Origin of the sequence: Tabrizicola caldifontis, from assembly GCF_004762095.1 — a bacterium.
Lineage (GTDB): Bacteria > Pseudomonadota > Alphaproteobacteria > Rhodobacterales > Rhodobacteraceae > Tabrizicola > Tabrizicola caldifontis.
The window spans coordinates 36257-56675 of sequence record NZ_SIJH01000018.1 but is presented as its reverse complement, the minus strand read 5'-3'; the positions used below and the strand labels follow the sequence as shown (position 1 = coordinate 56675).

The following is a 20419-nucleotide window of genomic DNA, read 5'->3' as shown; positions in this document are numbered from 1 at the left end:
CGCAGCGACCCGCAAAAAGAAGGAAGACAGCCATGCCTTGACCCCAGCCTGAGCCGAAATCCATAATCAGAGGTGGCTCACTTCTCGATGGAAAACCCGGCTCAGTTCTGGGTGGAAATCAACAGCTTGCGGTCGTGAACAACATGACCGTGGCCGAGAACATCTACCTTGCCCGCGAGCCGCTTACCGCGGCCGGCCTGATCGACCGGCGCCGGATGAACGCCGAGGCTCGCGCCGTTCTGGCAGAGCTAGACATTTCGATCGACCCCGACACCAAGGTCGGCGGTCTCAGCATCGGCCAGAAGCAGATGGTCGAGATCGCGCGCGCGATCTCCTACAGTTCGCGGCTGATCATCATGGACGAACCCACCGCCTCGCTTAGCCACCACGAGGCCACGGTGCTGACGCGGATGGTCAGACGGCTGGCGGGCCAGGGGATCGGCATCGTCTACATCTCGCACCGGATGGACGAGATCTTCGAGATCGCCGACCGGATCACCGTGCTGCGCGATGGCGAGACTGTGGACAGCCGCCCGGCCAGCGAGATGACGCGTGACCTTCTGGTGCGCAAGATGGTGGACCGCGAGCTGTCGCAGCTTTTTGGCGAGCATCTGTCGCATGCCACCGGCCAGGTGCTGATGTCTGTGCGTGGACTGGGGCTGAAGCGCCCGACAGCGCAGGGGGCGCGGGTCAGCGATGTGTCGTTCGATCTGCACAAGGGCGAGATCCTGGGCTTCTTCGGCCTGGTCGGCGCCGGGCGGACCGAAGTGATGGAGATGATCTTCGGCAGCCGCGCCCATGTCGGCCAGATCGCCATCGACGGGCGCGAGGTGCGGATCGAAAGTCCCTCGGACGCCATTGCGCAGGGCATCGGATTCGTGACCGAGGACCGCAAGGAACAGGGCCTGGTGCTGGGCATGTCCGTGTGCGAGAATTTCAGCCTGACACATCTCGCGAACTATTGCCGCCTGGATGTGGTGAACCGCCGGCGCGAGACCGAAGCCTGCCGCGGCTTCGTGCGCAGCCTAGGGATCAAGACGCCTTCGACCGAACAGAAAGTGCTGAACCTGTCGGGCGGGAATCAGCAGAAGGTGGTGATCGCGAAATGGGTGGCACGACGCCCGCGCATCCTGATCGTGGATGAACCCACCCGCGGCATCGACATCGGCGCCAAGGCCGAGGTCCATGCCCTGCTGAACCGCCTCGCCTCTGATGGCATGTCGATCATCGTCGTGTCTTCGGATCTGCCCGAGATTCTTGCGATCAGCGACCGGGTGGTCGTCTTGAAGGAGGGCCGGATAAGCGGCATCCTTGGCCGCCATGATGCGACGCAGGAACGGGTGATGCTGGCGGCGACGGGCTGAGAAGAGAAAGAAGACATGGAGACATACAATGGCCAAACGCATCATCTTCACCGGCGGGACCGGAAAAGCGGGGCGGCACATGCTGCCCTATCTGCTGAACAAGGGCTATTCGATCCTGAACCTTGACCTGAAGCCCTTCGACCATCCGGGCATCAACACGCTGATCACCGACATCACCGACAGTGGCCAGGTGTTCAACGCGCTGACCACCCATTTCGGCTTCAGTGGCTATGACGAGGGTGCGCCGCCCAAGGCGCCCGACGCCGTGGTGCATTTCGCCGCTGTGCCCCGGGTGATGATCCAGCCCGACAACGTTACCTTCGCCGCCAATACCGTGGGCACCTACAACGTCATCGAAGCGGCGATGAAGTTGGGTGTGCGCAAGGTGATCGTCGCAAGCTCGGAGACGACCTATGGCGTCTGTTTCGCGGAAGGCGACAAGGACTATCACGCCTTTCCCCTGGAAGAGGATTACGACATCGACCCGATGGACAGCTACGGCCTGTCCAAGCTGGTGAACGAAAAGACTGCCCGCGCCTTCGCCATGCGCTACGGGGCTGACATCTATGCCCTGCGCATCGGCAACGTGATCGAGCCGCACGAATATTCCAACTTCCCGGGCTACCTGGACAATCCGATGTCACGCAAGCGCAACGCCTGGAGCTACATCGACGCCCGCGACCTCGGCGAGATCGTGCATCTCTGCATCCAGAAGGACGGCCTGGGTTTTCAGGTGTTCAACGCGGTGAACGACACCATCACGGCCGACCTGCCTACCGAAGAATTCCTGAAGAAATACGCGCCCAACACGCCGATCACCCGCCCGATGGGCCCGCGTGAGGCACCGCTGTCAAACCGCAAGATCCGCGAGGTTCTGGGCTTCAAGGAAGCGCATGACTGGCGCAACTATGTAAAGCGCTAGGATCAGTGCAGAACCGGGGCGCGGCCGGAAAGGCCGCGCCTTGCGCAAGGGGAGCGTGGAGTGACGAAGACCAAGCTGCGGCTGCCCGACCGGAAGGTCAAGGTTACCCTGCGGGATGTGGCGCTGCACGCCGATGTCAGCGAATCCACCGTCTCGCGCATCATGCGCAACGAAGGTCTGGTGGCCGAGGCGACCCGACAGAGGGTCATGGAAAGCGTCCGCGCGCTTGGCTATGTGCCGAACCGCATCGCCGGATCGCTCGCCTCGCTCGACACGCATCTTGTGGGCGTCGTGGTTCCCTCGCTCTCCAACATCGTCTTTCCCGAGGTGCTTCAGGGGATCAATGCCGGTCTGCGCGGCACCCCGTATCAGGCGGTGATCAGCGTAAGCGACTACGAGATGGATCACGAGGAAACGCTGGTTCGCGGCATCCTGTCATGGCAGCCCAAGGCGATCCTCATCACGGGCTTCGAGCACACGCTTGCGACGCGGCGCATGCTGGATCAAAGCGGGGTGCGGGTGGTCGAGATGATGGAGATCGACAGCGCCCCCATCGACATTGCGGTCGGCATGTCGCATCGCAAGGCCGGTTATGCAGCCGGCAGGCACCTGATCGAGCGCGGCTACCGGCGCTTTGGCTATGTCGGGCACGACTGGACTTCGGATCGCCGCGCGCGCCAGCGGTATGACGGTCTTTCCGAGGCCTTGTCCGAGGCAGGGTTGTCCGTTATCGCCCATGCCATCGCCGACGGCTCCAGCTCGATTGGCGCCGGCAAGGAGCAGACAGCGCAGCTGCGCCACATGGCCGACGTGGACGTAGCGGTCTATTCGAACGACGACATGGCTGTGGGCGGGATATTTCATTGCATCGAAGCAGGCATCTCGGTCCCGGATCAGTTCGCGATCTTCGGCTTCAACGGCCTGGAAATCGGGCGTGAATTGCCAAGACCCCTGTCCACGATCCGCTCGAACCGCTTCCTCATCGGCCAGAAATCCATCGAGGCCATCCTTCAGGCCCCCGAACGCCCCGCGACCAAGACCACCATCGACACCGGCTTCGAGATCTTTGCCGGAGCCACCGCCTGACCACACCGCAGTTCCCGGGATCGCGGATCGGCCCGGACTGCGGCAGGGTCGCAACGGGTTGGGGCACCAAGGTCGAGGGTGAAGGCGAGTGAAGCGCCCCCAAGCATGGTGGCTAGAAACGCAGGGTTTCCTGTAGTCAGGCACCTTCGGAAACTGCCTCGATCCGATGTCCCTCGAGGTCAATCACGAAAGCCGCTTACTAGCCAGGGCCATAGGGCCATACTTGCAAGTGGGGAGATGAATGGTGCTGCAAGAGAGGATTGAACTCTCGACCTCTCCCTTACCAAGGGAGTGCTCTACCACTGAGCTACTGCAGCGCCGTTGGTGGCGGCGGAATAGACGCATTCGCACTGAGGTGCAAGGGGGTATGCACGGGAATTCCTACCCTCTCTGGACCCATCCGCGCCCTTGGGGTAGAAGCCTTGGCCATGCGCAGCCCTTTGGACACCTCGCCTGGGGAAAAGTCCCGGAAGCCCAGACGCCCTGAAAGCCGCGACGATCGGCTCAAGGCGGCGCTGAAGGCCAACATGGCGCGCCGGAAGGCACAGGCAAAGGCCCGCAACGCCGAGGAACGGCCGGGCAAAAGCGAAGGGGAATAGGGCGGATGGATTCGATTCTGGTGCGCGGCAACGGGGCCCTTTCGGGGGCGATCCCGATCGCGGGGGCGAAAAATGCCTGCCTCACGTTGATGCCTGCCACGCTTCTGTCGGATGAGCCGCTGACGCTGACCAACGCCCCGCGGCTTTCGGATATCCGCACGATGACCCAGCTGCTGCAATCGCTGGGGGCCGAGGTCGCCAGCCTTCAGGATGGGCTGGTGCTGGCCTTGTCCAGCCATTCGATCACCAGCCACAAGGCCGACTACGACATCGTGCGCAAGATGCGGGCCTCGATCCTGGTGCTGGGGCCGATGCTGGCGCGCTATGGCCACGCGGTCGTGTCGCTGCCCGGCGGGTGCGCCATCGGCGCGCGGCCGGTCGATCTGCATCTCAAGGCGCTTGAGGCGATGGGGGCAGAGCTCGACCTGCGCGACGGCTATGTCCATGCCAAGGCCCCCGGCGGGCGGCTCAAGGGCGCGGTGGTGGAGTTCCCCTTCGTCTCGGTCGGCGCCACGGAAAACGCGCTGATGGCGGCGACCCTCGCCAGAGGGACGACCGTCCTGAAGAACGCAGCGCGCGAGCCCGAGATCGTTGACCTTGCCCGCTGCCTGAAGAAGATGGGGGCGAAGATCGACGGCGAGGGTACCTCGACCATCACGATCGAGGGCGCCGACCGTCTTGGCGGGGCAACGCACCAGGTGGTGACCGACCGTATCGAACTGGGTACCTACATGCTGGTGCCGGCGATCTGTGGTGGCGAGGTAGAATGCATCGGCGGTACGCTCGATCTGGTGGAAGCCTTCGCCGAACGGCTGGAGGCGGCGGGCGTTTCGGTCACTCAGACCAACCGGGGCCTGAAAGTTGCTCGCAAGAACGGCCGTGTCCGGGCTGTAAACGTGACGACCGAGCCCTTCCCCGGCTTCCCGACCGACTTGCAGGCGCAGATGATGGCGCTTCTCTGCACTGCCGAGGGCGTGTCGGTTCTGGAGGAGAGGATCTTCGAGAACCGCTTCATGCATGCGCCTGAACTGATGCGGATGGGCGCGCGGATCGATGTTCACGGCGGTACTGCCACCGTGACCGGCGTCGAAAGGCTGCGCGGCGCCCCGGTCATGGCGACTGATCTGCGCGCCAGCGTGTCACTGATTCTTGCGGGACTTGCGGCCGAGGGCGAAACCGTGGTCAGCCGTGTCTATCACCTGGATCGCGGTTACGAACGGGTGGAAGAGAAACTCCGCGCCTGTGGCGCGCATATCGAACGTATCCAGGCATGACCGACGCGAAGTTCGAGGATGGCGGCGAAGCGCCGCTGCGGCTGGTGGCACAGGATGCCGAGGATCTGAAGGTGATCTCGGCCCTGATCCAGGACGCGGTTCTGCCGGTGACGGAACTGAAATATGACGCAAAGCGCCACCGCTTCGCGCTGCTGGTGAACCGTTTCCGCTGGGAAGACCGTGACCAGGCTGAACGCGTGGGCCGCGCCTATGAACGGGTGCGCTCGCTCCTTGTGATCGAGGATGTCCGAAAAGTGCAAAGCCTTGGCTTTGATCGCAGCGATAAGGATCTTGTACTGTCGCTTTTGTCCATGGAGTTCACTCCGGCCGAAGATGGTTCGGGTCGGGTGACACTGACGCTTGCCGGGGATGGCGCCATAGCCCTGGATGTCGAGGCGCTGGAAGTACGGCTGGACGATGTGACCCGCCCCTATCGTGCGCCTTCGGGAAAGGCGCCCTCGCACGACAGGGGGTGACGGTCAGCCCCGCAGGGTTGCGGCAAAGGTGTCGAACAGCCCGTCATTCGCCGCAATCAGCGCACCGTCCAGAGGATCGGTACCTTCGCGCAGGCCCTGCACCATGCCACCGGCTTCCTTGACCAGAAGGATGCCTGCCGCAACGTCCCAGGCGGACAGTTCGCGCTCCCAGTAGCCGTCGAAGCGGCCCGCAGCCACATAGGCCATGTCCAGCGACGCTGCCCCCCAGCGCCGCACACCGGCGCAGGCGGGCATCAGCCGCCCGAGATCCCTCAGCATTGCAGGCAGGGTGGATTTTGCGCCAAATGGCACGCCGGTCGCAAAGACCGCCTCATGCATCGCCCGCCGCCCCGAGACACGCAGACGGCGATTGTCGTTCAGCCAGCAGCCTGCACCCTTTTCAGCCCAGAACATCTCGTCCTTCGCCGGGTCGTAGACGACGGCGGAAACGATCTCGCCCTTGTGTTCCAGTGCGATCGACACGGCCCAGTGCGGCATCCCGTGCAGGAAGTTCGTCGTCCCGTCCAACGGGTCAACGATCCAGCGCCGCGTTGGGTCGGCCCCTGCGGCGGCCCCGGTTTCTTCGCCCAGCCAGCCATAGGTCGGGCGCGCGCCCAGCAGTTCTTCCTTGATCAGTCGCTCGGCCTCGCGGTCCGCCCGGCTGACGAAATCGCCCGGCCCCTTGGTCGAGACCTGCAGATTCTCCACCTCGCGGAAATCCTTCACGAGGCTCCGTCCCGCCTTCCGCGCGGCCTTGATCATCAGGTTTAGGTTGGCCGAGCCCTGCATCCATCGCTCCCGCAGCTGTCAGACCCGGCCCTATAGACGGTCGGCGGTCTGAACGGAAGAGGGCTGGACAGCAAGGGCCGAACTACTGCGCAATCATGACCTTCATGTTCTCAAGGCCTTCCCACTTCACCATGTCGAACAGGATCTTCGCATTGCCGGGATGCAACCGCACGCAGCCGGCCGAAGCGGGGCGGCCCAGACGCCTGATCTGATCGGTACCGTGAATCGCGTAATGGCCGTCGTAGAAGATTGCAAAAGGCATCGGCGCATTGTTGTAGCGGCTTGATCTGTGGTTGCGCGACAGGAATTCCGGCGCATAGACCCCGGTTGGGGTAACCTTCCCCGGCCGTGCGGTCGAGACCGGCCAAGTGTAGATGTGCCTGCCTTCGTGGTATACCTTCATCGTCTGGGTTGAAATCGAGACCCGTGCCAAAATTCTGTCTGCAAGGGCCACGCCGGGCAACAGGGTCAGGGCAAGCAGAAGCGCAACAAAAAAGCGCACCATGACGACCTCCGAATGACTCGAACAACGGCTCAAGGATTCCAGCTGACTTTGACAAGTCAAAGGAAAACCTGAGGTCCGGCGATCAACTTGCGTGCTGCGGTCTTTCCGCCCGGCAAGCGGTCGCCGCGCCCAATGGGCAAACAACCGCAGAAGGAGGACAAGCGGCCGGCAGCGGCCGGGGCTGCCGCGCCAAGGCCGGTCCGGGTAATGGTGACCATAGCCCGCCGCTTGCCGTCACCTGCAAACTTGGCCACCGCAGGACCCGCAAGGGCCTTTCCGTCACCCGCGAACGCACCTCGTTGTTCTTCTGTCCTGCCGGATGACACCGCGAGCGCCAGCTGGCGCACAGATAGGCAGTGCGCTTCTCGGCCTGCCACTGCGGAACGGGCTACTGGCCGATTGACGCGCATGGTTCGCAGGCCGATGGTCCTGCGGCCCGATGTGATGTGAAGCGTGCAGTACCGACTCTGATCGCTCTGGCAAGGCGCGGAGGCTAGGTGCTTCTTTGCAATTTCACCGGCTCCGACCGTGCCAGCCGCAGGAAATGCGCGATGTAGGGTTTGCCGGCGTCCTCCTCGCGCGTGGCGGCATACATGCGTTTGGTCACCGGGTCGGGCCCGAGGGGGCGGGTGATGTAGTCGGCATTGGTCCTGACCTCGCGCATCACCCAGTCGGGCAGCACCGCCACCCCACGGTTTGATCCCACCAGCATCAGGATCACGGCCGTCAGTTCGGCGGTTCGCTGTGCCCGCGGCTCCACCTTTGCGGGCGTCAGCAATTCCGTAAAGACATCCAGCTTGTCGCGGCTGACCGGGTAGGTGATCAGCACCTGGTCGCGGAAGTCCTCTGCCGTGATGAAGGCCTTTTGCGCCAGCGGATTCTGCGACGAGGCGACGAAGGTCGGGTGGTAGTCGAACAGGGGGTTGAACACGATTCCCGGCGGCGGTTCGCGGTCGGAGGAGATGACGAGGTCCACATCCTCGCGGTGCAGCGCGGGCAGGGCCTCGAAGGCGAGGCCGGCACGGATGTCCACGTCGATCTCGGGCCAGGCGTGGCGGAAGAGTTCGAGGACCGGGAACAGCCAGTCGAAACAGGCGTGGCATTCGATGGAGATGTGCAGGCGGCCCGTTCGCCCGGCGCGGAGCGCGCGGAATTCCTCTTCCAGCGCGTCGATCTCGGGCAGGATGCGTTCGGCCGCCCGCAGCATCCGCAGGCCCGCCGCCGACAGCCGCATGGGTTTCGAGCGGCGCACGAAGAGCTCCATCCCCGCCTGGTCCTCCAGCCCCTTGACCTGATGCGACAGCGCCGACTGCGTCATGTTCAGCATGTCGGCGGCCCGTGCGAGGCCCCCGGCCTGCTGGATCGCCCGGATCGTGCGCAGGTGGCGCAGCTCGATATACATGAATGAACCTCATGAAGATCGTGAGAACTATGAATTTGTCTCAGGCTTGTCGATCTGCGACAAGGGGGCATCGAAGGAGACCGTCATGCCCACCCCGCGTATCAGCTTCGAATTCTTCCCGCCGCAATCCCTGGACGCTTCCTTCCGGCTGTGGGAAACGGTGCAGGCGCTGGCGCCATTGCAGCCCTCGTTTGTCTCGGTGACATATGGCGCGGGCGGCACGACGCGGACGCTGACGCATGAGGCGGTCTCGACCATCCATCGCAACTATGGCCTGCCGGTCGCGGCGCATCTGACCTGCGTCGATGCCACCCGGACCGAGACGCTGGCCATCGCCGAGGCCTATGCGGCGGCGGGCGTGACCGAGATCGTCGCGCTGCGCGGTGATGCGCCGAAGGGGGCGCAGCGCTTCGTGCCGCATCCCCTGGGCTTTGCCAATTCGGTGGAGCTGGTCGAGAAGCTGGCGCGCACCGGCAAGTTCAAGATCCGCGTCGGCGCCTACCCCGAGCCGCATCCAGATGCCGCCGATGCCACGTCGGACGTGACCTGGCTGAAGCGCAAGATCGACGCGGGTGCATCGAGCGCCATCACCCAGTTCTTCTTCGATGCCGACACCTTCTTCCGCTTCCGCGATCAATGCGTGAAGGCGGGGATCGAGGCCCCGATCATCCCCGGCATCCTGCCGATCACCTCGTGGGAGGGTGCGAAGAAATTTGCCCGGCGCTGCGGCACCTCGATCCCGCACAGGCTGGACGAGGCCTTTGCCACCGCCGCCCGCGACGGGCGCGAGGAGCTGCTGGCGCTGACCCAGTGCACGCAGCTTTGCGACAAGCTGATCGAGGGCGGGGTGGAGGATCTGCATTTCTACACGCTGAACCGCCCGCACCTGACCCGCGAGGTCGTCCACGCCCTGGGCATCAAGCCCGAGGTGGTGCTGGAGAAGGTGGCCTGACTTCCGGCCCCTGCGGGGCCAACCGTCGTCTCCCTGGGCGGCTTTCCGACCTGACCCCAGCAGGTGCCCGGAAAGCCGCCATTTTTCCCGGCTTGCCCCTTGGTCCCGATCGGCTAATGTCGCCCAACCCTGTCGTGGATGCGCCCCATGCCCAAGCTTGTGACCCTTCTGAACGGCCCGAACCTGAATCTTCTGGGCCTGCGCCAGCCCGAGATATACGGGCGCGAGACACTGGATGATGTCGCCTCCAAGGCAGCCGATCTGGCCGAGGAACTTGGACTTTCCCTGCGTGCCCTGCAATCGAACCACGAGGGGCAGCTGGTTGACTGGATCCAGGGATGCCGCGGCACATCGGCGGGCATCATTCTGAATCCAGGGGCTTATTCGCATACGTCGATTGCCATTCTGGACGCGCTGAACGCCTTCGAGGGGCCGGTGCTGGAAGTGCACATTTCGAACATTCACAAGCGCGAGCCATTCCGACACCATTCCTATGTCAGTCTGCGCGCCGACGGGGTGATCGCAGGCTTCGGCACAGAGGGCTACCTGTTGGCTGTCCGCCGGATGGCGTCGCTTCTGGCCGGATGACTGACCGGTTCCAATGGCATCCGAAGGCGCGGCTGTCTGCTGCCGGGCAAGAGGTCGGCCGGGCAGTACCGCAGGGTCCGGTAGCTGATGCCACTGCAGAGGGCCTGGCGCAAGTCATCGGATTGCCAGCCTTCCGGGTCGGAGCACCGGATCAGCCGCCGCCAGAGGAGGGCCGGGTTCCCACCTTCGAGACGCTCACCTCGGGTTCGACCGGGACGCCCCGGCGCATCCGGCGGACGCAAGGATCGTGGATCGCAAGTTTCAAGGTCAACGCGGGCTTGGGCATCGGCCCGGGCGCGCGGGTGGCGGTCTTGGGCCGCCTGGTGCATTCGCTGTCGCTTTATGGCGCGATCGAAGGGCTGCACCTGGGAGCTGCAGTTCACCTGCTGGACACGCTGCGCCCGGATCGGCAAGGCAGGTATTTGAAACAGCAAAGGATTTCTCATCTTTACGCCACGCCGGCGCAACTGCGCATGTTGTCCGAGGGGCAGGAAACATTGCCTGATCTGCAACGGGTTCTTGTCGGGGGATCGAAGCTTGACCCGGCCTTGCGCGGGCGGTTTCAGGCCTTGGCGCCGGCAGCAGCGATCTGCGAATTCTATGGCGCGGCGGAAACCAGCTTCATCACCTTGTCCGATTCGGCGACGCCAGCGGGTTCGGTCGGCCGACCCTATCCGGGCGTGGCGCTGACCTTGGATGCGGCGGGTGAGCTATGGGTGAAAAGCCCCTACCTGTTCATGGATTACGCTGGCAGCCCCGGCGGTGCGCGCTGGCGTGACGGTTGGCTGTCGGTGGGCGAGATCGCGCGGATGGAAGACGGCTTCCTCTATCTGCATGGCCGGGCCGGGCGGATGGTTACCGTGGCCGATCAGAATGTCTTTCCCGAAGAGATCGAGGCACTGATCGAAGCCATGCCAGGCATCCGCCGTGCTGCCGTGCTGCCGATGGCCGACACCCGGCGCGGGCATTCGCTTGTCGCCTTCGTGCAGGGCGACTCATCGACCGAGCCAGCGGTCCTGGCCAGTCTGCGCGGGCAGCTTGGGGCAACAAGGGCGCCCAAAAAGCTGGTCTGGATCCAGGATTGGCCCGCCTTGCCTTCCGGCAAGACGGATCTTCGCGCGCTGGAGGCGCTTTTGCCTTGGCCCGCCTGATCGCCGCACGGCGGACGGCGGTGGTTCCCCGGGGCGGAGCCTTCGCCCGCCTCGGGATCGAGGCCCTGGCAACCCCCGTGGTGCAGGCGGTTCTGGCCGATGCCGGCATCGCCGCAGCGCAGGTGGATGAGCTTGTCCTGTCCAACGCCCTGGGTGCGGGCGGCAATCCCGCGCGGCGGGTGGCACTGGCTTCGGGGCTGGATCAAGTGGCGGGTCTCAGCATCGACCGTCAATGTGCGGGCGGGCTGGATGCGATCCTGCTGGCGCGTGCGCTGGTGGACAGTGGCGCCGCGCAGGTGGTTCTGGCTGGAGGGGTCGAAAGCTATTCCCGCCGGCCGCTTCGGTTTGCCACCGATCCTGATGGAGGACCGCCGCTTCCCTATGACGAGGCCCCCTTCACCCCCTGGCCGGACCGAAACCCCGGAATGGCCGAGGCGGCAGAGGCGCTGGCGCTGCGGCTGGGGATCAATCGTGCAAGGCAAGAGGCCTGGGCCGCAGACAGCCACGCCAAGGCGCTTGGATCCGACCGGTCTGCCGAGATCGTGCCTGTCGGCGGTGTGGCCCGCGACGCGTTTCCGCGTGCGCTTACGCCTCGGCTGCTGGCTCGGGCACCGGTGGTTCGCGGCAGCATCACGGCGGCCACGGCGGCAGTGGCGGCGGATGCTGCGGCGGTTTGTCTGGTGGTCAGCGAAGGGATAGCCGAGGGGCGCGGGCTGGCGATTCTGGCCGGCGCCACGGTCGGGGCTGACCCTATGGAGCCCGGCCTGGCCCCGCTTGCGGCGATCCGGGCTGTCTGGGCGGACGAGCCGCTTGCGATGGCCGAGGTGATGGAGGCCTACGCGGTGCAGGCGCTTGCGGTGGTTGACGGGGCGGGGCTGGACCCGGCCATCGTCAATCCGGGCGGCGGCGGGCTTGCCCGAGGCCACCCCGTAGGTGCCTCGGGCGCGATTCTGGCGGTGCGGCTGTTCCACGACTTGCGGCGGGGCAGGGGGCTTGCCGCCATCGCCGCTGCGGGTGGAATCGGCTCGGCCCTTCTGGTCGAAGCCTCAGGCGCGTGACAACAGCGAGGCGGGGCGCATCCGTGCAAGGCTTTGCGTCACAAGCCCGGCAATGACCGCCTTCAGGATGTCGCCCGGCAGGAAGGCCATGCCCAGGAAGGCGGCCTCGGTCAGGCTCTTGTCCAGCATGATCGCCATGCCGCTGATGCCGAAGACATAAAGCACGCCGATCCCGCCGATGACCGAAGCAGCGCCTGCAGCAAGGCCAGTCGGCAGGGTGGTGCGTTCCATCAGCCAGCCGGTCACAAATGCAGCGACCGGAAAGCCGATCAGGTACCCGACAGACGGCCCGGCAAACACGCCCAGCCCCCCGCGCCCACCAGAGAGCAGCGGCAAGCCTGCGGCAACCAGGGCAAGGAACAGCAGAACGGCCAGCGCGCCCCGCCGCGCCCCAAGCACCGTGCCGCACAGCATGATCCCCAGCGATTGCGCCGTGATCGGAACGCCGGCAGCGAGATCGATCTTCGGAATCAGGCCAAGCACCGCGATCAGGGCGGCAAACAGGGCGATATGGGTCAGGCTTCGTTCCATGTATTCCTCCGTTTTGTCGCGCTTCTATCCGGTGCCGCCTCGGGCTCGCAAGGCCTCGGCCGCCCGGTCGGCGTCGTCAAGGGCGGCAAGCGTGGCGGGCACCAGCACCCGCCAGCGCGGGCGGCGGGCAGAGCGGGCAGACCATGCGTCGGTGATCTGGGCCAGACGATCAAGCATCACGGGGATGAACCGGATCACCAGTGCCATCGCCAGCGCCAGGCGACGAGGCGCCAGACCGAAAGGTGCCAGAGGGCGGGCAAGTCCCTGGAATATGGCAATCATGTCGGACAGGCGCGTGGTCATGGTGACAAAGTTCGCCAAGGCTACTGCGGTCAACATGCGCAGAGTGACCGCCGCCCCACCTGCGAAGTCCCCTGTCCATAGATGCCACGCAGCCACGACCAGCACGAAGGGCCAGAGAGGGCGCAAGAGGCGCAGTCCGGTCATGGCGAAGCCGCCGCCCCCGGCAAGGTATAGCGTGGCCGTTGCCAGTGCAGACAGGCCAAGGCCAAGGGGCGATCCCATGAGAAACAGCCCGGTCGTCGCCAGCGCCATCGCAGCAAGCTTTACCCCGGCGGGCAGGCGGTGCGCCCAGATTTCAACCGGCGAGGTGAGCGTCAGCATCGTGCTCTCCGATCCGTTCCATTTCGGCGGTGAAGGCCGGAATGACCTTGTCCGGCTGCCCATCGGCGACAATCCGACCGGCTTCCAGCCAGATTACCCGGTCGGCCGCGTGCAGCGTTGCCGGATCGTGCGTGATCGTGATCAGCCGCTGTGGAAGGGTGGCAAAGCGGCGGGCAAGGCGCGCCTGGGTCGGCAGGTCCAGGCCCGCAAGGGGCTCGTCCAGCAGGATCGTGCGGGGCTGCATCAGAAGAACCGACAGAAGGCAGAGATAATGCCGCTGCCCCTGGCTCAGCGTCGATACCGGCGCCTTGGCCCAATGTGCGCGACCTTCGGCCGCCAGCAGGGCATGTGCCTTGCGCATTGCCTCGGCCTGCGGCTGGCCTTGCTGGGCAAGACCGAAGGCCAGTTCCTCCTCGACCGTGGGGAAAAGGATCTGGTGATCCGGGTTCTGGAACAGGATGCCGATGGCCGACAGGGCCGCCTTGCGGTCGCTGAAGGGATCTGCGCCTTCGACACGCACGCTGCCCCGGGCCGGCGCGATCAGACCCGCGATCAGCCGCAGAAGCGTGGTCTTGCCCGATCCGTTGCGGCCCAGGATGCCGACGCGCCTTTCGGTGATGTCGAGAGTAAGGTCATCAAGCACCTTGCGCCCGCCAAGGCTGACGCTGGCGGCCGCAAGGCGGATGCCGGAACTGGTATCGGACATGGGGCGGTCCTTGATGATCCGCCGCCCTTCTAGGGTCGCGGGGCGGGCGCCGCAAGCCGTTCAGGCCGGCCGCGCCCGCAAGGCGTCAGCGGCAGGCGGCGACGTACTGGTTGCCGTACTGGTCGCGATAGTAGCACTTACCGCCTGGCGCAGGGCCGATGAGCTGGGCGGCTGTGGCGCCGACAATGGCACCGACAATCGCGCCCTTTTCACGGTCCTTGTCCGACGACACGGCAGCGCCAACGGCAGCCCCGCCGACCGCGCCGATTGCAGTGCGCTGTTCGGCTGGTGTGCAGGCCGAGATGGCCAGCGACAGGCCGACGATAAGAAGAAGCGAACGGGTCATGAGAGACTCTCCTGGTTGAAACGTCACCATGTAATCTCAAGTTGCAGGGCAAGTTCCACTCAAAGCTTCGGCATGACGGATTTCCGGCGTCTGGTCGGTCAGAAACCGCCGATGCCGCCGTGGTCCCAGCCTGCAAGTTCCGGGGTGTCCTTGCGGGCCCGACGCAGGTGGCCGCGCCGACTTCATCCCGATGCAAACCGGATTGGGGTTCGCCTTGTCCAGAGATAGGCTTTCATCGGTCAGGAATGGGTCGGGCCGTGGACGGGGTCGGATCAAGCCTTGCCCGACTGACCTTTGCCGTGGCACGTCTGCGAGGCAGGCCAAGTCCGCACAGCACAGGCCGCCGCGGCATGGAATGCCCCAGATCGAGAGAAGGGTGTGAGCCGAGGGTAGGGCGGGTGATCCAGCTGCGCGTTACGTCAACGGCCCGCTCGATGCATGGACCATCCATGCTGACGCAACGACTGCAAGCAAGGCAGGCGAATCACCCGGATCTGTGGTGCGCGCAAAATACATGCCGAGGGTAACAGGATCGTCTCATGAACGATTCTGGACAATCGCGTTCAGGCACCGCGATCCCCTGATGGCAAGCATGGTTGCCGGGTGACTGCGATCCGTTGCCGAAGGATCGCCTGCGATGGGCACAGCACGGCAAGACCGGACTGGTGAAGTCGCATGCGATCATTCGACCGCATGCGTTGTCACCCACCGGACCGCGGCCAGATTTCAGCCCTGACGGGCGGCGGCGACCGAGGCTTCCAGGATCTCCATCGCCTCGGCAAAATGGGCGTCGGGGATGGTGATAGGGGCCAGGAAGCGGATCACGTTGCCATAGACGCCGCAGGTGAGAAGGATCAGGCCGCGCTTCTGGGCCTCCATCCGCACCCGGCTGGTGAAGCCCGCGTCGGGCTCTTTCGTTCCCGGCTTGCCGAATTCGACAGCGACCATGAAGCCGGGACCGCGGATATCCATGATTTCCGGCGTGGTGGCGCGCATCGCCTCGAGCCGCTGTTTCAGCCGGCTGCCAAGTTCGTTGGCGCGGGCGCAGAGGTCTTCTTCCTCGATCACGTCCAGAACGGCGTTGGCCGCGGCGATGCCCAACGGGTTGCCGGCATAGGTGCCGCCGAGGCCGCCGGGGTTGGCGGCATCCATCAGCTCGGCCCGGCCGGTGACGGCGGCAAGCGGCAGCCCGCCCGCCAGGCCCTTGGCCATGGTGGTCAGGTCGGCGGCCACGCCGTGCATTTCCATCGCGAAGAGATGGCCGGTGCGGGCAAAGCCAGTCTGCACCTCGTCGGCGATCATCACGATGCCGTGCTGGTCGCAGAGCGCCCGGATCGCCTTCACGAGCTCGGTCGGCGCGGGGTAGAAGCCGCCTTCGCCCTGCACGGGCTCGAAGATGATCGCGGCGACGCGGGCGGGGTCGAGGTCGGCCTTGAAGAGCTTTTCGATGCCGGACATGGCGTCCTTGGTGGAAATCCCGTGCGGCTCCATCGGGAAGGGGACGTGGAAGACATCGGGCATCATCGCGCCGAAGCCCTTCTTGTAGGGCTCCACCTTGCCGGTCAGCGACATGCCCATGAAGGTCCGGCCGTGGAAGCCGCCGCCGAAGGCGATGACGGCATTGCGGCCGGTGGCGATGCGGGCGATCTTGATCGCGTTCTCGCAGGCCTCGGCCCCGGTGGTGACGAAGATCGTCTTCTTCTTGAAGTTGCCCGGCACCTTCTCGTTCAGGCGTTCGGCCAGGCGGATGTAATTCTCATAGGGCATCACCTGGTGGCAGGTGTGGGTGAACTTCTGCATCTGGTTCGCCACCGCGGCCATGACCTTGGGGTGGCAATGCCCGGTGTTGACCACCGCGATCCCGGCGGCAAAGTCGATGTAACGGTTGCCCTCGATGTCCCAGACTTCCGCATTCAACGCCTTGTCCGCGTAGATCTGCGTCATCATCCCCACCCCGCGCGAGATGGCCTCGTCGCGGCGCTTAGCTACTTCGGCGTTCAGCATTGTCTTGCTCCCCAGATCGATGCAGACCCCGAGCCCTCGAGGTCTTTGCGCCATTTGATCAAATAACTCAGGCGGGTTCAATCCGTCTTGTGGCCATTCAGCCTTCGTTAACCCTTCCGAAGGCAGGTTGCGAGTCGTGACCTTGACCGGGGGGTATGATGGCAGACGGACAGATTGCGCACTCGATGCAGTCAATGAACCGCGCCATGCGGCTTGATTGCCTGCGCCTGGCCCGTTCGCGCCGGGTCGGGGCGACAACCTGGCACAGGCTGATCGGCGAACACGGTGATGCGCGGGCAGCCCTGGCCGCGCTGCCGGCGATCGCTGCGGCCGCAGGCGTGGAGGGGTATGAGCCCTGTCCCGAAGGCGTGGTCCAGGCAGAGATGAAACGCGGCAATTCCCTGGGCGCGCGGTTGCTTGTGCATGGTGAGGCCGATTATCCCCGTGCCCTGCTTGATCTGCCCGATGCGCCCCCGGTGCTTTGGGTTTTGGGCGATGTTTCGCTTCTGAACCGGCCGGGCGTGGCACTGGTCGGGGCGCGGAATGCCTCGTCGCTTGGCGTGCGGATGGCGCGCCGTCTGGCACAGGGGCTTGCAGGTGCAGGCCTCGCGGTCATCTCGGGCATGGCCCGCGGGATCGACGCAGCCGCACATGCTGCCGTGGTGGAAGCCGGCGGGGCGACGATTGCCGTTCTGGCGGGTGGGATCGATGTCGTCTACCCACCTGAAAACGATGCGCTGGCACGGGAAATTGCCGACAAGGGGTGCCTGATCAGCGAACACCCTCCGGGACTGGAGCCACAGGCACGGCATTTCCCCTTGCGAAACCGGATCGTCGCTGGCCTGTCGCGGGCGGTGGTCGTGGTCGAGGCTGCCGCGAAATCGGGTAGCCTGATCACAGCGAAAGCAGGGCTCGACTATGGGCGGGAGGTGATGGCCGTGCCAGGCCACCCGTTCGATGCCCGCGCATCGGGCTGCAACATGCTGCTGCGGGATGGAGCAGTTCTGGTTCGTGGCCCGCAAGATGTGCTGGAGGCGCTGGTCGCGTCCGCGCATCCCGGAACCGAGGTTCGCGAGCCCTCCCTTCCGGGGCCGGAGGTACCGCAGCCACCGCTGAAAGAGGTGGCGCTGCTGCATTCGATGATCCTGTCCCGCCTCGGGCCCAGCCCGATTGCCGAGGATCAGCTGGTCCGCGACCTGAATCTCAGTCCGGCGCAACTGGCGCCCGAACTTCTGTCGCTGGAGCTGGAGGGCCGCATTGTCCGCCAGCCGGGCGGCCTGCTCGCGCGGGTGGACTGAAGGCCCATCCACCCTTTCGGCTGTAGTCGCTGTTGCGGCGCCTGGCGAGAGGTGTTCGCCATGGATCGCCCGGCGCACGGGGGCTCTGGTTGACAAGCCCGCCTCTTGTCCCACATGGTGCCGCGCCATTCGCCGGGCCCTTGGAGTATCGGGAACACATGCCAGTCGTCGTCGTTGAATCCCCAGCCAAGGCAAAGACAATCAACAAGTATCTCGGCCCGGACTTCACGGTTCTTGCCTCCTACGGCCATGTCCGGGACCTGCCGGCCAAGGATGGTTCGGTCGATCCCGAGCATGGATTCGCGATGCAGTGGGAGGTCGCCCCCGAGTCGAAGAAACATGTGCGCGCCATTGCCGAGGCGTTGAAATCCGACGACACGCTGATCCTGGCCACCGACCCTGATCGCGAGGGAGAGGCCATCAGCTGGCACCTCAAGGAGGCGCTGGCCTCAAGCCTGAAAAAGGGAAAGAAGGTCGCACGGGTCACCTTCAATGCCATAACCCGGGATGCCGTCAGCCGGGCGATGAAGGAACCGCGCGATGTCGACCAAGCGCTGGTAGATGCCTACCTCGCCCGCCGGGCGCTGGATTACCTTGTAGGCTTCACCCTGTCGCCGGTCCTCTGGCGCAAGCTGCCGGGGGCCCGGTCGGCAGGCCGGGTGCAATCGGTCTGCCTGCGCCTGATCGTCGAGCGCGAGATGGAGATCGAGGCCTTCAAGGCGCAGGAATACTGGACCATCAAGGCCGTCTTCCGCACTCCTCGCGGGCAGGAGTTCGAGGCCGGGTTGGTCGCGCTTGGCGGCAAGAAATTGCAGAAATTCGACATTCCTACGGCGACAGCGGCTGAACTTGCCGTTCAGGCTTGCACTTCTCGAACATTCTCGGTGTCTGCGGTCGAATCCAGGCCTGCGACGCGCAATCCCTGGCCGCCGTTCATGACCTCGACCCTCCAGCAGGAGGCCAGCCGCAAGTACGGCATGGGGGCGAAACAGTGCATGAATGCGGCACAGCGCCTGTATGAAGCGGGCTACATCACCTACATGCGCACTGACGGCATCGACATGGCGCCCGAGGCGGTGATGGCCGCGCGCGAGGAGATCGGGCGACGATTTGGGGCGGCCTACGTCCCCGAAAGTCCGCGCATGTACAAGAACAAGGCCAAGAACGCCCAGGAAGCGCATGAATGCATCCGGCCCACCGACATGGCGCTAGATCCCGAGAAGATCCGCGTCGAGGAGGACCAGCGCAAGCTTTACGAACTGATCTGGAAACGCACCATAGCCAGCCAGATGGCAGCGGCCCGGCTGGAGCGGACGGCGGTGGACATCACCAGCCCCGATGGCGAGGTGGTGTTCCGCGCGACTGGTCAGGTGGTGCTTTTCGACGGTTACCTCAAGGTCTATGACCAGGGCCGCGACGACCGGCAGGAGGGCGAGGATGAGGACGAAGGCCGCCTGCCGCAGGTGATGCAGGGCGAGGCGCTGGACAAGGGTGCGATCACACCCGAACAGCATTTCACGCAGCCCCCCCCGCGCTATACTGAGGCGACACTGGTCAAGCGGATGGAAGAGCTGGGGATCGGTCGCCCTTCCACCTATGCCTCGATCCTGACCACGATCGTTGACCGTGAATATGTCCGCAAGGAAAAGAACCGGCTGATCCCGGAAGACAAGGGGCGTCTGGTGACGGCCTTCCTGACGAATTTCTTCCGCCGCTACGTGGAATATGATTTCACCGCTGACCTGGAAGAGGAACTTGACGATGTGTCAGCCGGGGCGCGCGACTACAAGGATGTCCTGGCGCGTTTCTGGCGCGACTTCTCGGCAGCGGTGGCCGAGACGGCCGACCTGCGGATCGGCGAGGTTCTGGAGAAGATTGACGAGTTCCTCGCCCCGCACCTCTATCCGCCGCGCGCCGATGGCGGCGATCCGCGCGCCTGTCCGTCCTGTGGCACGGGACGCCTGCATCTGAAGACGGCGCGCTCGGGCGGGGCCTTCATCGGATGCGGCAATTACCCCGAATGCCGTTATACTCGACCGCTTGCGGGGGATTCGGAAAGCGTCGCCTCGGATGGCCGAATCCTTGGAAAGGATGACCAGGGCAACGAGATCAGCCTGCGTGCGGGCCGCTTTGGCCCCTATGTTCAGCGCGGCGATGCCAGTGAGGCCAATCCCAAGCCGGACCGCGCCAGCCTGCCGAAGGGATGGTCTCCTGACAGCATGACGCTCGAGCGGGCGCTGGCCCTTCTGTCCCTGCCGCGTGAGGTGGGCAAGCACCCCGACGATGGTCTGCCGGTCGAGGCCGGGATCGGTCGGTTCGGGCCTTATGTGAAGCACGGATCGGTCTATGCCAACATCGCGGACGTGGAAGAAGTGTTCACGATCGGCATGAATCGTGCAGTCGAGGTTCTGGCGCAGAAGGCGAGCCGTGGCCGCGGGCCGTCGGTCGCGACGGCGCCGCTGAAGGTGCTGGGCGAGCATCCGGATGGCGGCGAGGTGCAGGTCATGCCAGGCCGCTACGGCCCCTATGTGAAATGGGGCAAGATCAATGCCACTTTGCCGAAAGGCATTGAGCCCGAGGCCGTGACACTGGAAGAGGCGCTTGCTCTGGTCGCCGAAAAGGCTGGCAAGAACGGCAAAGGAAAGAAGGCTGCCACGAAGAAATCGACTGCAAAGTCGGCAGGCAGGAAGGCGCCGGTTAAGAAGGCGTCTGCCGGAAAGGGCGCCCAGACTTAGCCTGCCCGG

General features: G+C 64.9%; 19 protein-coding genes and 1 tRNA gene. 11 read left to right on the top strand and 9 right to left on the bottom strand.

The annotated features are described in order from the left end of the window. Positions 1-62 precede the first annotated feature (62 nt). From EYB42_RS15095 to EYB42_RS15085, 3 genes are read left to right on the top strand one after another with little or no spacing between them, the layout of a single operon-like run. Positions 63-1364: an ATP-binding cassette domain-containing protein gene (locus EYB42_RS15095; RefSeq protein WP_135450957.1), complete on the top strand. Its 1302-nt coding sequence runs from the start codon at positions 63-65 to the stop codon at positions 1362-1364. 28 nt (positions 1365-1392) lie between these two features. Further along, positions 1393-2286, top strand: coding sequence for an NAD-dependent epimerase/dehydratase family protein (locus tag EYB42_RS15090; protein WP_135450956.1), 894 nt, complete (start codon positions 1393-1395; stop codon positions 2284-2286). A 60-nt stretch (positions 2287-2346) separates the two neighbouring features. Continuing rightward, positions 2347-3372: a LacI family DNA-binding transcriptional regulator gene (locus EYB42_RS15085; RefSeq protein WP_205909998.1), complete on the top strand. Its 1026-nt coding sequence runs from the start codon at positions 2347-2349 to the stop codon at positions 3370-3372. 242 nt (positions 3373-3614) lie between these two features. Here EYB42_RS15085 and EYB42_RS15080 read toward each other — a convergent pair. Beyond that, positions 3615-3689, bottom strand: a tRNA-Thr gene (locus EYB42_RS15080). Positions 3690-3976: 287 nt separating this feature from the next. Between EYB42_RS15080 and murA the strand changes: the two genes are divergently transcribed. Then, complete coding sequence (gene murA / locus EYB42_RS15075) at positions 3977-5245, top strand: UDP-N-acetylglucosamine 1-carboxyvinyltransferase (RefSeq protein WP_135450955.1); 1269 nt, start codon at positions 3977-3979, stop codon at positions 5243-5245. Next, positions 5242-5721 carry a DUF2948 family protein gene (locus EYB42_RS15070; RefSeq protein WP_135450954.1) on the top strand — a complete coding sequence of 160 codons (480 nt, stop codon included), beginning with the start codon at positions 5242-5244 and terminating at the stop codon, positions 5719-5721. Before murA ends, EYB42_RS15070 begins: the two co-directional genes overlap by 4 nt. A gap of 3 nt (positions 5722-5724) precedes the next feature. Here the strand turns inward: EYB42_RS15070 and EYB42_RS15065 are convergent, their stop codons facing one another. The 3 genes from EYB42_RS15065 to EYB42_RS15055 form a co-directional block, all read right to left on the bottom strand. After that, on the bottom strand, positions 5725-6510 hold the full coding sequence (locus EYB42_RS15065) for an inositol monophosphatase family protein (protein ID WP_135450953.1): 786 nt from the start codon (positions 6508-6510) through the stop codon (positions 5725-5727). A gap of 82 nt (positions 6511-6592) precedes the next feature. After that, on the bottom strand, positions 6593-7015 hold the full coding sequence (locus EYB42_RS15060; protein ID WP_135450952.1) for a L,D-transpeptidase: 423 nt from the start codon (positions 7013-7015) through the stop codon (positions 6593-6595). 493 nt (positions 7016-7508) lie between these two features. Beyond that, positions 7509-8417, bottom strand: a complete 909-nt coding sequence (locus EYB42_RS15055) for a LysR family transcriptional regulator (RefSeq protein ID WP_135450951.1) — start codon at positions 8415-8417, stop codon at positions 7509-7511. A gap of 85 nt (positions 8418-8502) precedes the next feature. Here EYB42_RS15055 and metF point away from each other — a divergent pair, with 85 nt between their 5' ends. The 4 genes from metF (at position 8503) to EYB42_RS15035 (ending at position 12166) form a co-directional block, all read left to right on the top strand. Further along, positions 8503-9369: a methylenetetrahydrofolate reductase [NAD(P)H] gene (metF, locus tag EYB42_RS15050; protein ID WP_135450950.1), complete on the top strand. Its 867-nt coding sequence runs from the start codon at positions 8503-8505 to the stop codon at positions 9367-9369. 147 nt (positions 9370-9516) lie between these two features. Next, positions 9517-9957, top strand: coding sequence for a type II 3-dehydroquinate dehydratase (gene aroQ, locus EYB42_RS15045; RefSeq protein WP_135450949.1), 441 nt, complete (start codon positions 9517-9519; stop codon positions 9955-9957). After that, positions 9954-11108 carry an AMP-binding protein gene (locus EYB42_RS15040; RefSeq protein ID WP_135450948.1) on the top strand — a complete coding sequence of 385 codons (1155 nt, stop codon included), beginning with the start codon at positions 9954-9956 and terminating at the stop codon, positions 11106-11108. The genes aroQ and EYB42_RS15040 overlap by 4 nt, the downstream gene beginning before the upstream one ends. Then, positions 11096-12166, top strand: coding sequence for a thiolase family protein (locus EYB42_RS15035; RefSeq protein ID WP_135450947.1), 1071 nt, complete (start codon positions 11096-11098; stop codon positions 12164-12166). The genes EYB42_RS15040 and EYB42_RS15035 overlap by 13 nt, the downstream gene beginning before the upstream one ends. On the opposite strand, the gene EYB42_RS15030 is transcribed toward EYB42_RS15035, so the two are convergent. From EYB42_RS15030 to EYB42_RS15010, 5 genes are all read right to left on the bottom strand, one after another. Next, positions 12155-12697, bottom strand: coding sequence for a biotin transporter BioY (locus EYB42_RS15030; RefSeq protein ID WP_135450946.1), 543 nt, complete (start codon positions 12695-12697; stop codon positions 12155-12157). The genes EYB42_RS15035 and EYB42_RS15030 overlap by 12 nt on opposite strands. Before the next feature lie 24 nt (positions 12698-12721). Next, the gene (locus tag EYB42_RS15025; protein WP_135450945.1) at positions 12722-13321 is read right to left on the bottom strand and encodes an energy-coupling factor transporter transmembrane component T family protein; all 600 of its coding nucleotides are present in this window, start codon (positions 13319-13321) and stop codon (positions 12722-12724) included. Beyond that, positions 13296-14027 carry an energy-coupling factor ABC transporter ATP-binding protein gene (locus EYB42_RS15020; RefSeq protein WP_135450944.1) on the bottom strand — a complete coding sequence of 244 codons (732 nt, stop codon included), beginning with the start codon at positions 14025-14027 and terminating at the stop codon, positions 13296-13298. The genes EYB42_RS15025 and EYB42_RS15020 overlap by 26 nt, the downstream gene beginning before the upstream one ends. Before the next feature lie 85 nt (positions 14028-14112). Then, complete coding sequence (locus EYB42_RS15015; RefSeq protein ID WP_135450943.1) at positions 14113-14373, bottom strand: YMGG-like glycine zipper-containing protein; 261 nt, start codon at positions 14371-14373, stop codon at positions 14113-14115. Positions 14374-15099: 726 nt separating this feature from the next. Next, positions 15100-16377, bottom strand: coding sequence for a 4-aminobutyrate--2-oxoglutarate transaminase (locus EYB42_RS15010; RefSeq protein ID WP_135450942.1), 1278 nt, complete (start codon positions 16375-16377; stop codon positions 15100-15102). Between the two features lie 206 nt (positions 16378-16583). Between EYB42_RS15010 and dprA the strand changes: the two genes are divergently transcribed. Next, a complete protein-coding gene (gene dprA, locus EYB42_RS15005; RefSeq protein WP_240784199.1) occupies positions 16584-17675 on the top strand; it encodes a DNA-processing protein DprA in 1092 nt (363 codons plus the stop codon). A 158-nt stretch (positions 17676-17833) separates the two neighbouring features. Next, entirely contained in the window at positions 17834-20410 is a 2577-nt protein-coding gene (gene topA, locus EYB42_RS15000) for a type I DNA topoisomerase (RefSeq protein ID WP_135450941.1), read from the top strand. The last annotated feature ends 9 nt before the right edge of the window (positions 20411-20419 follow it).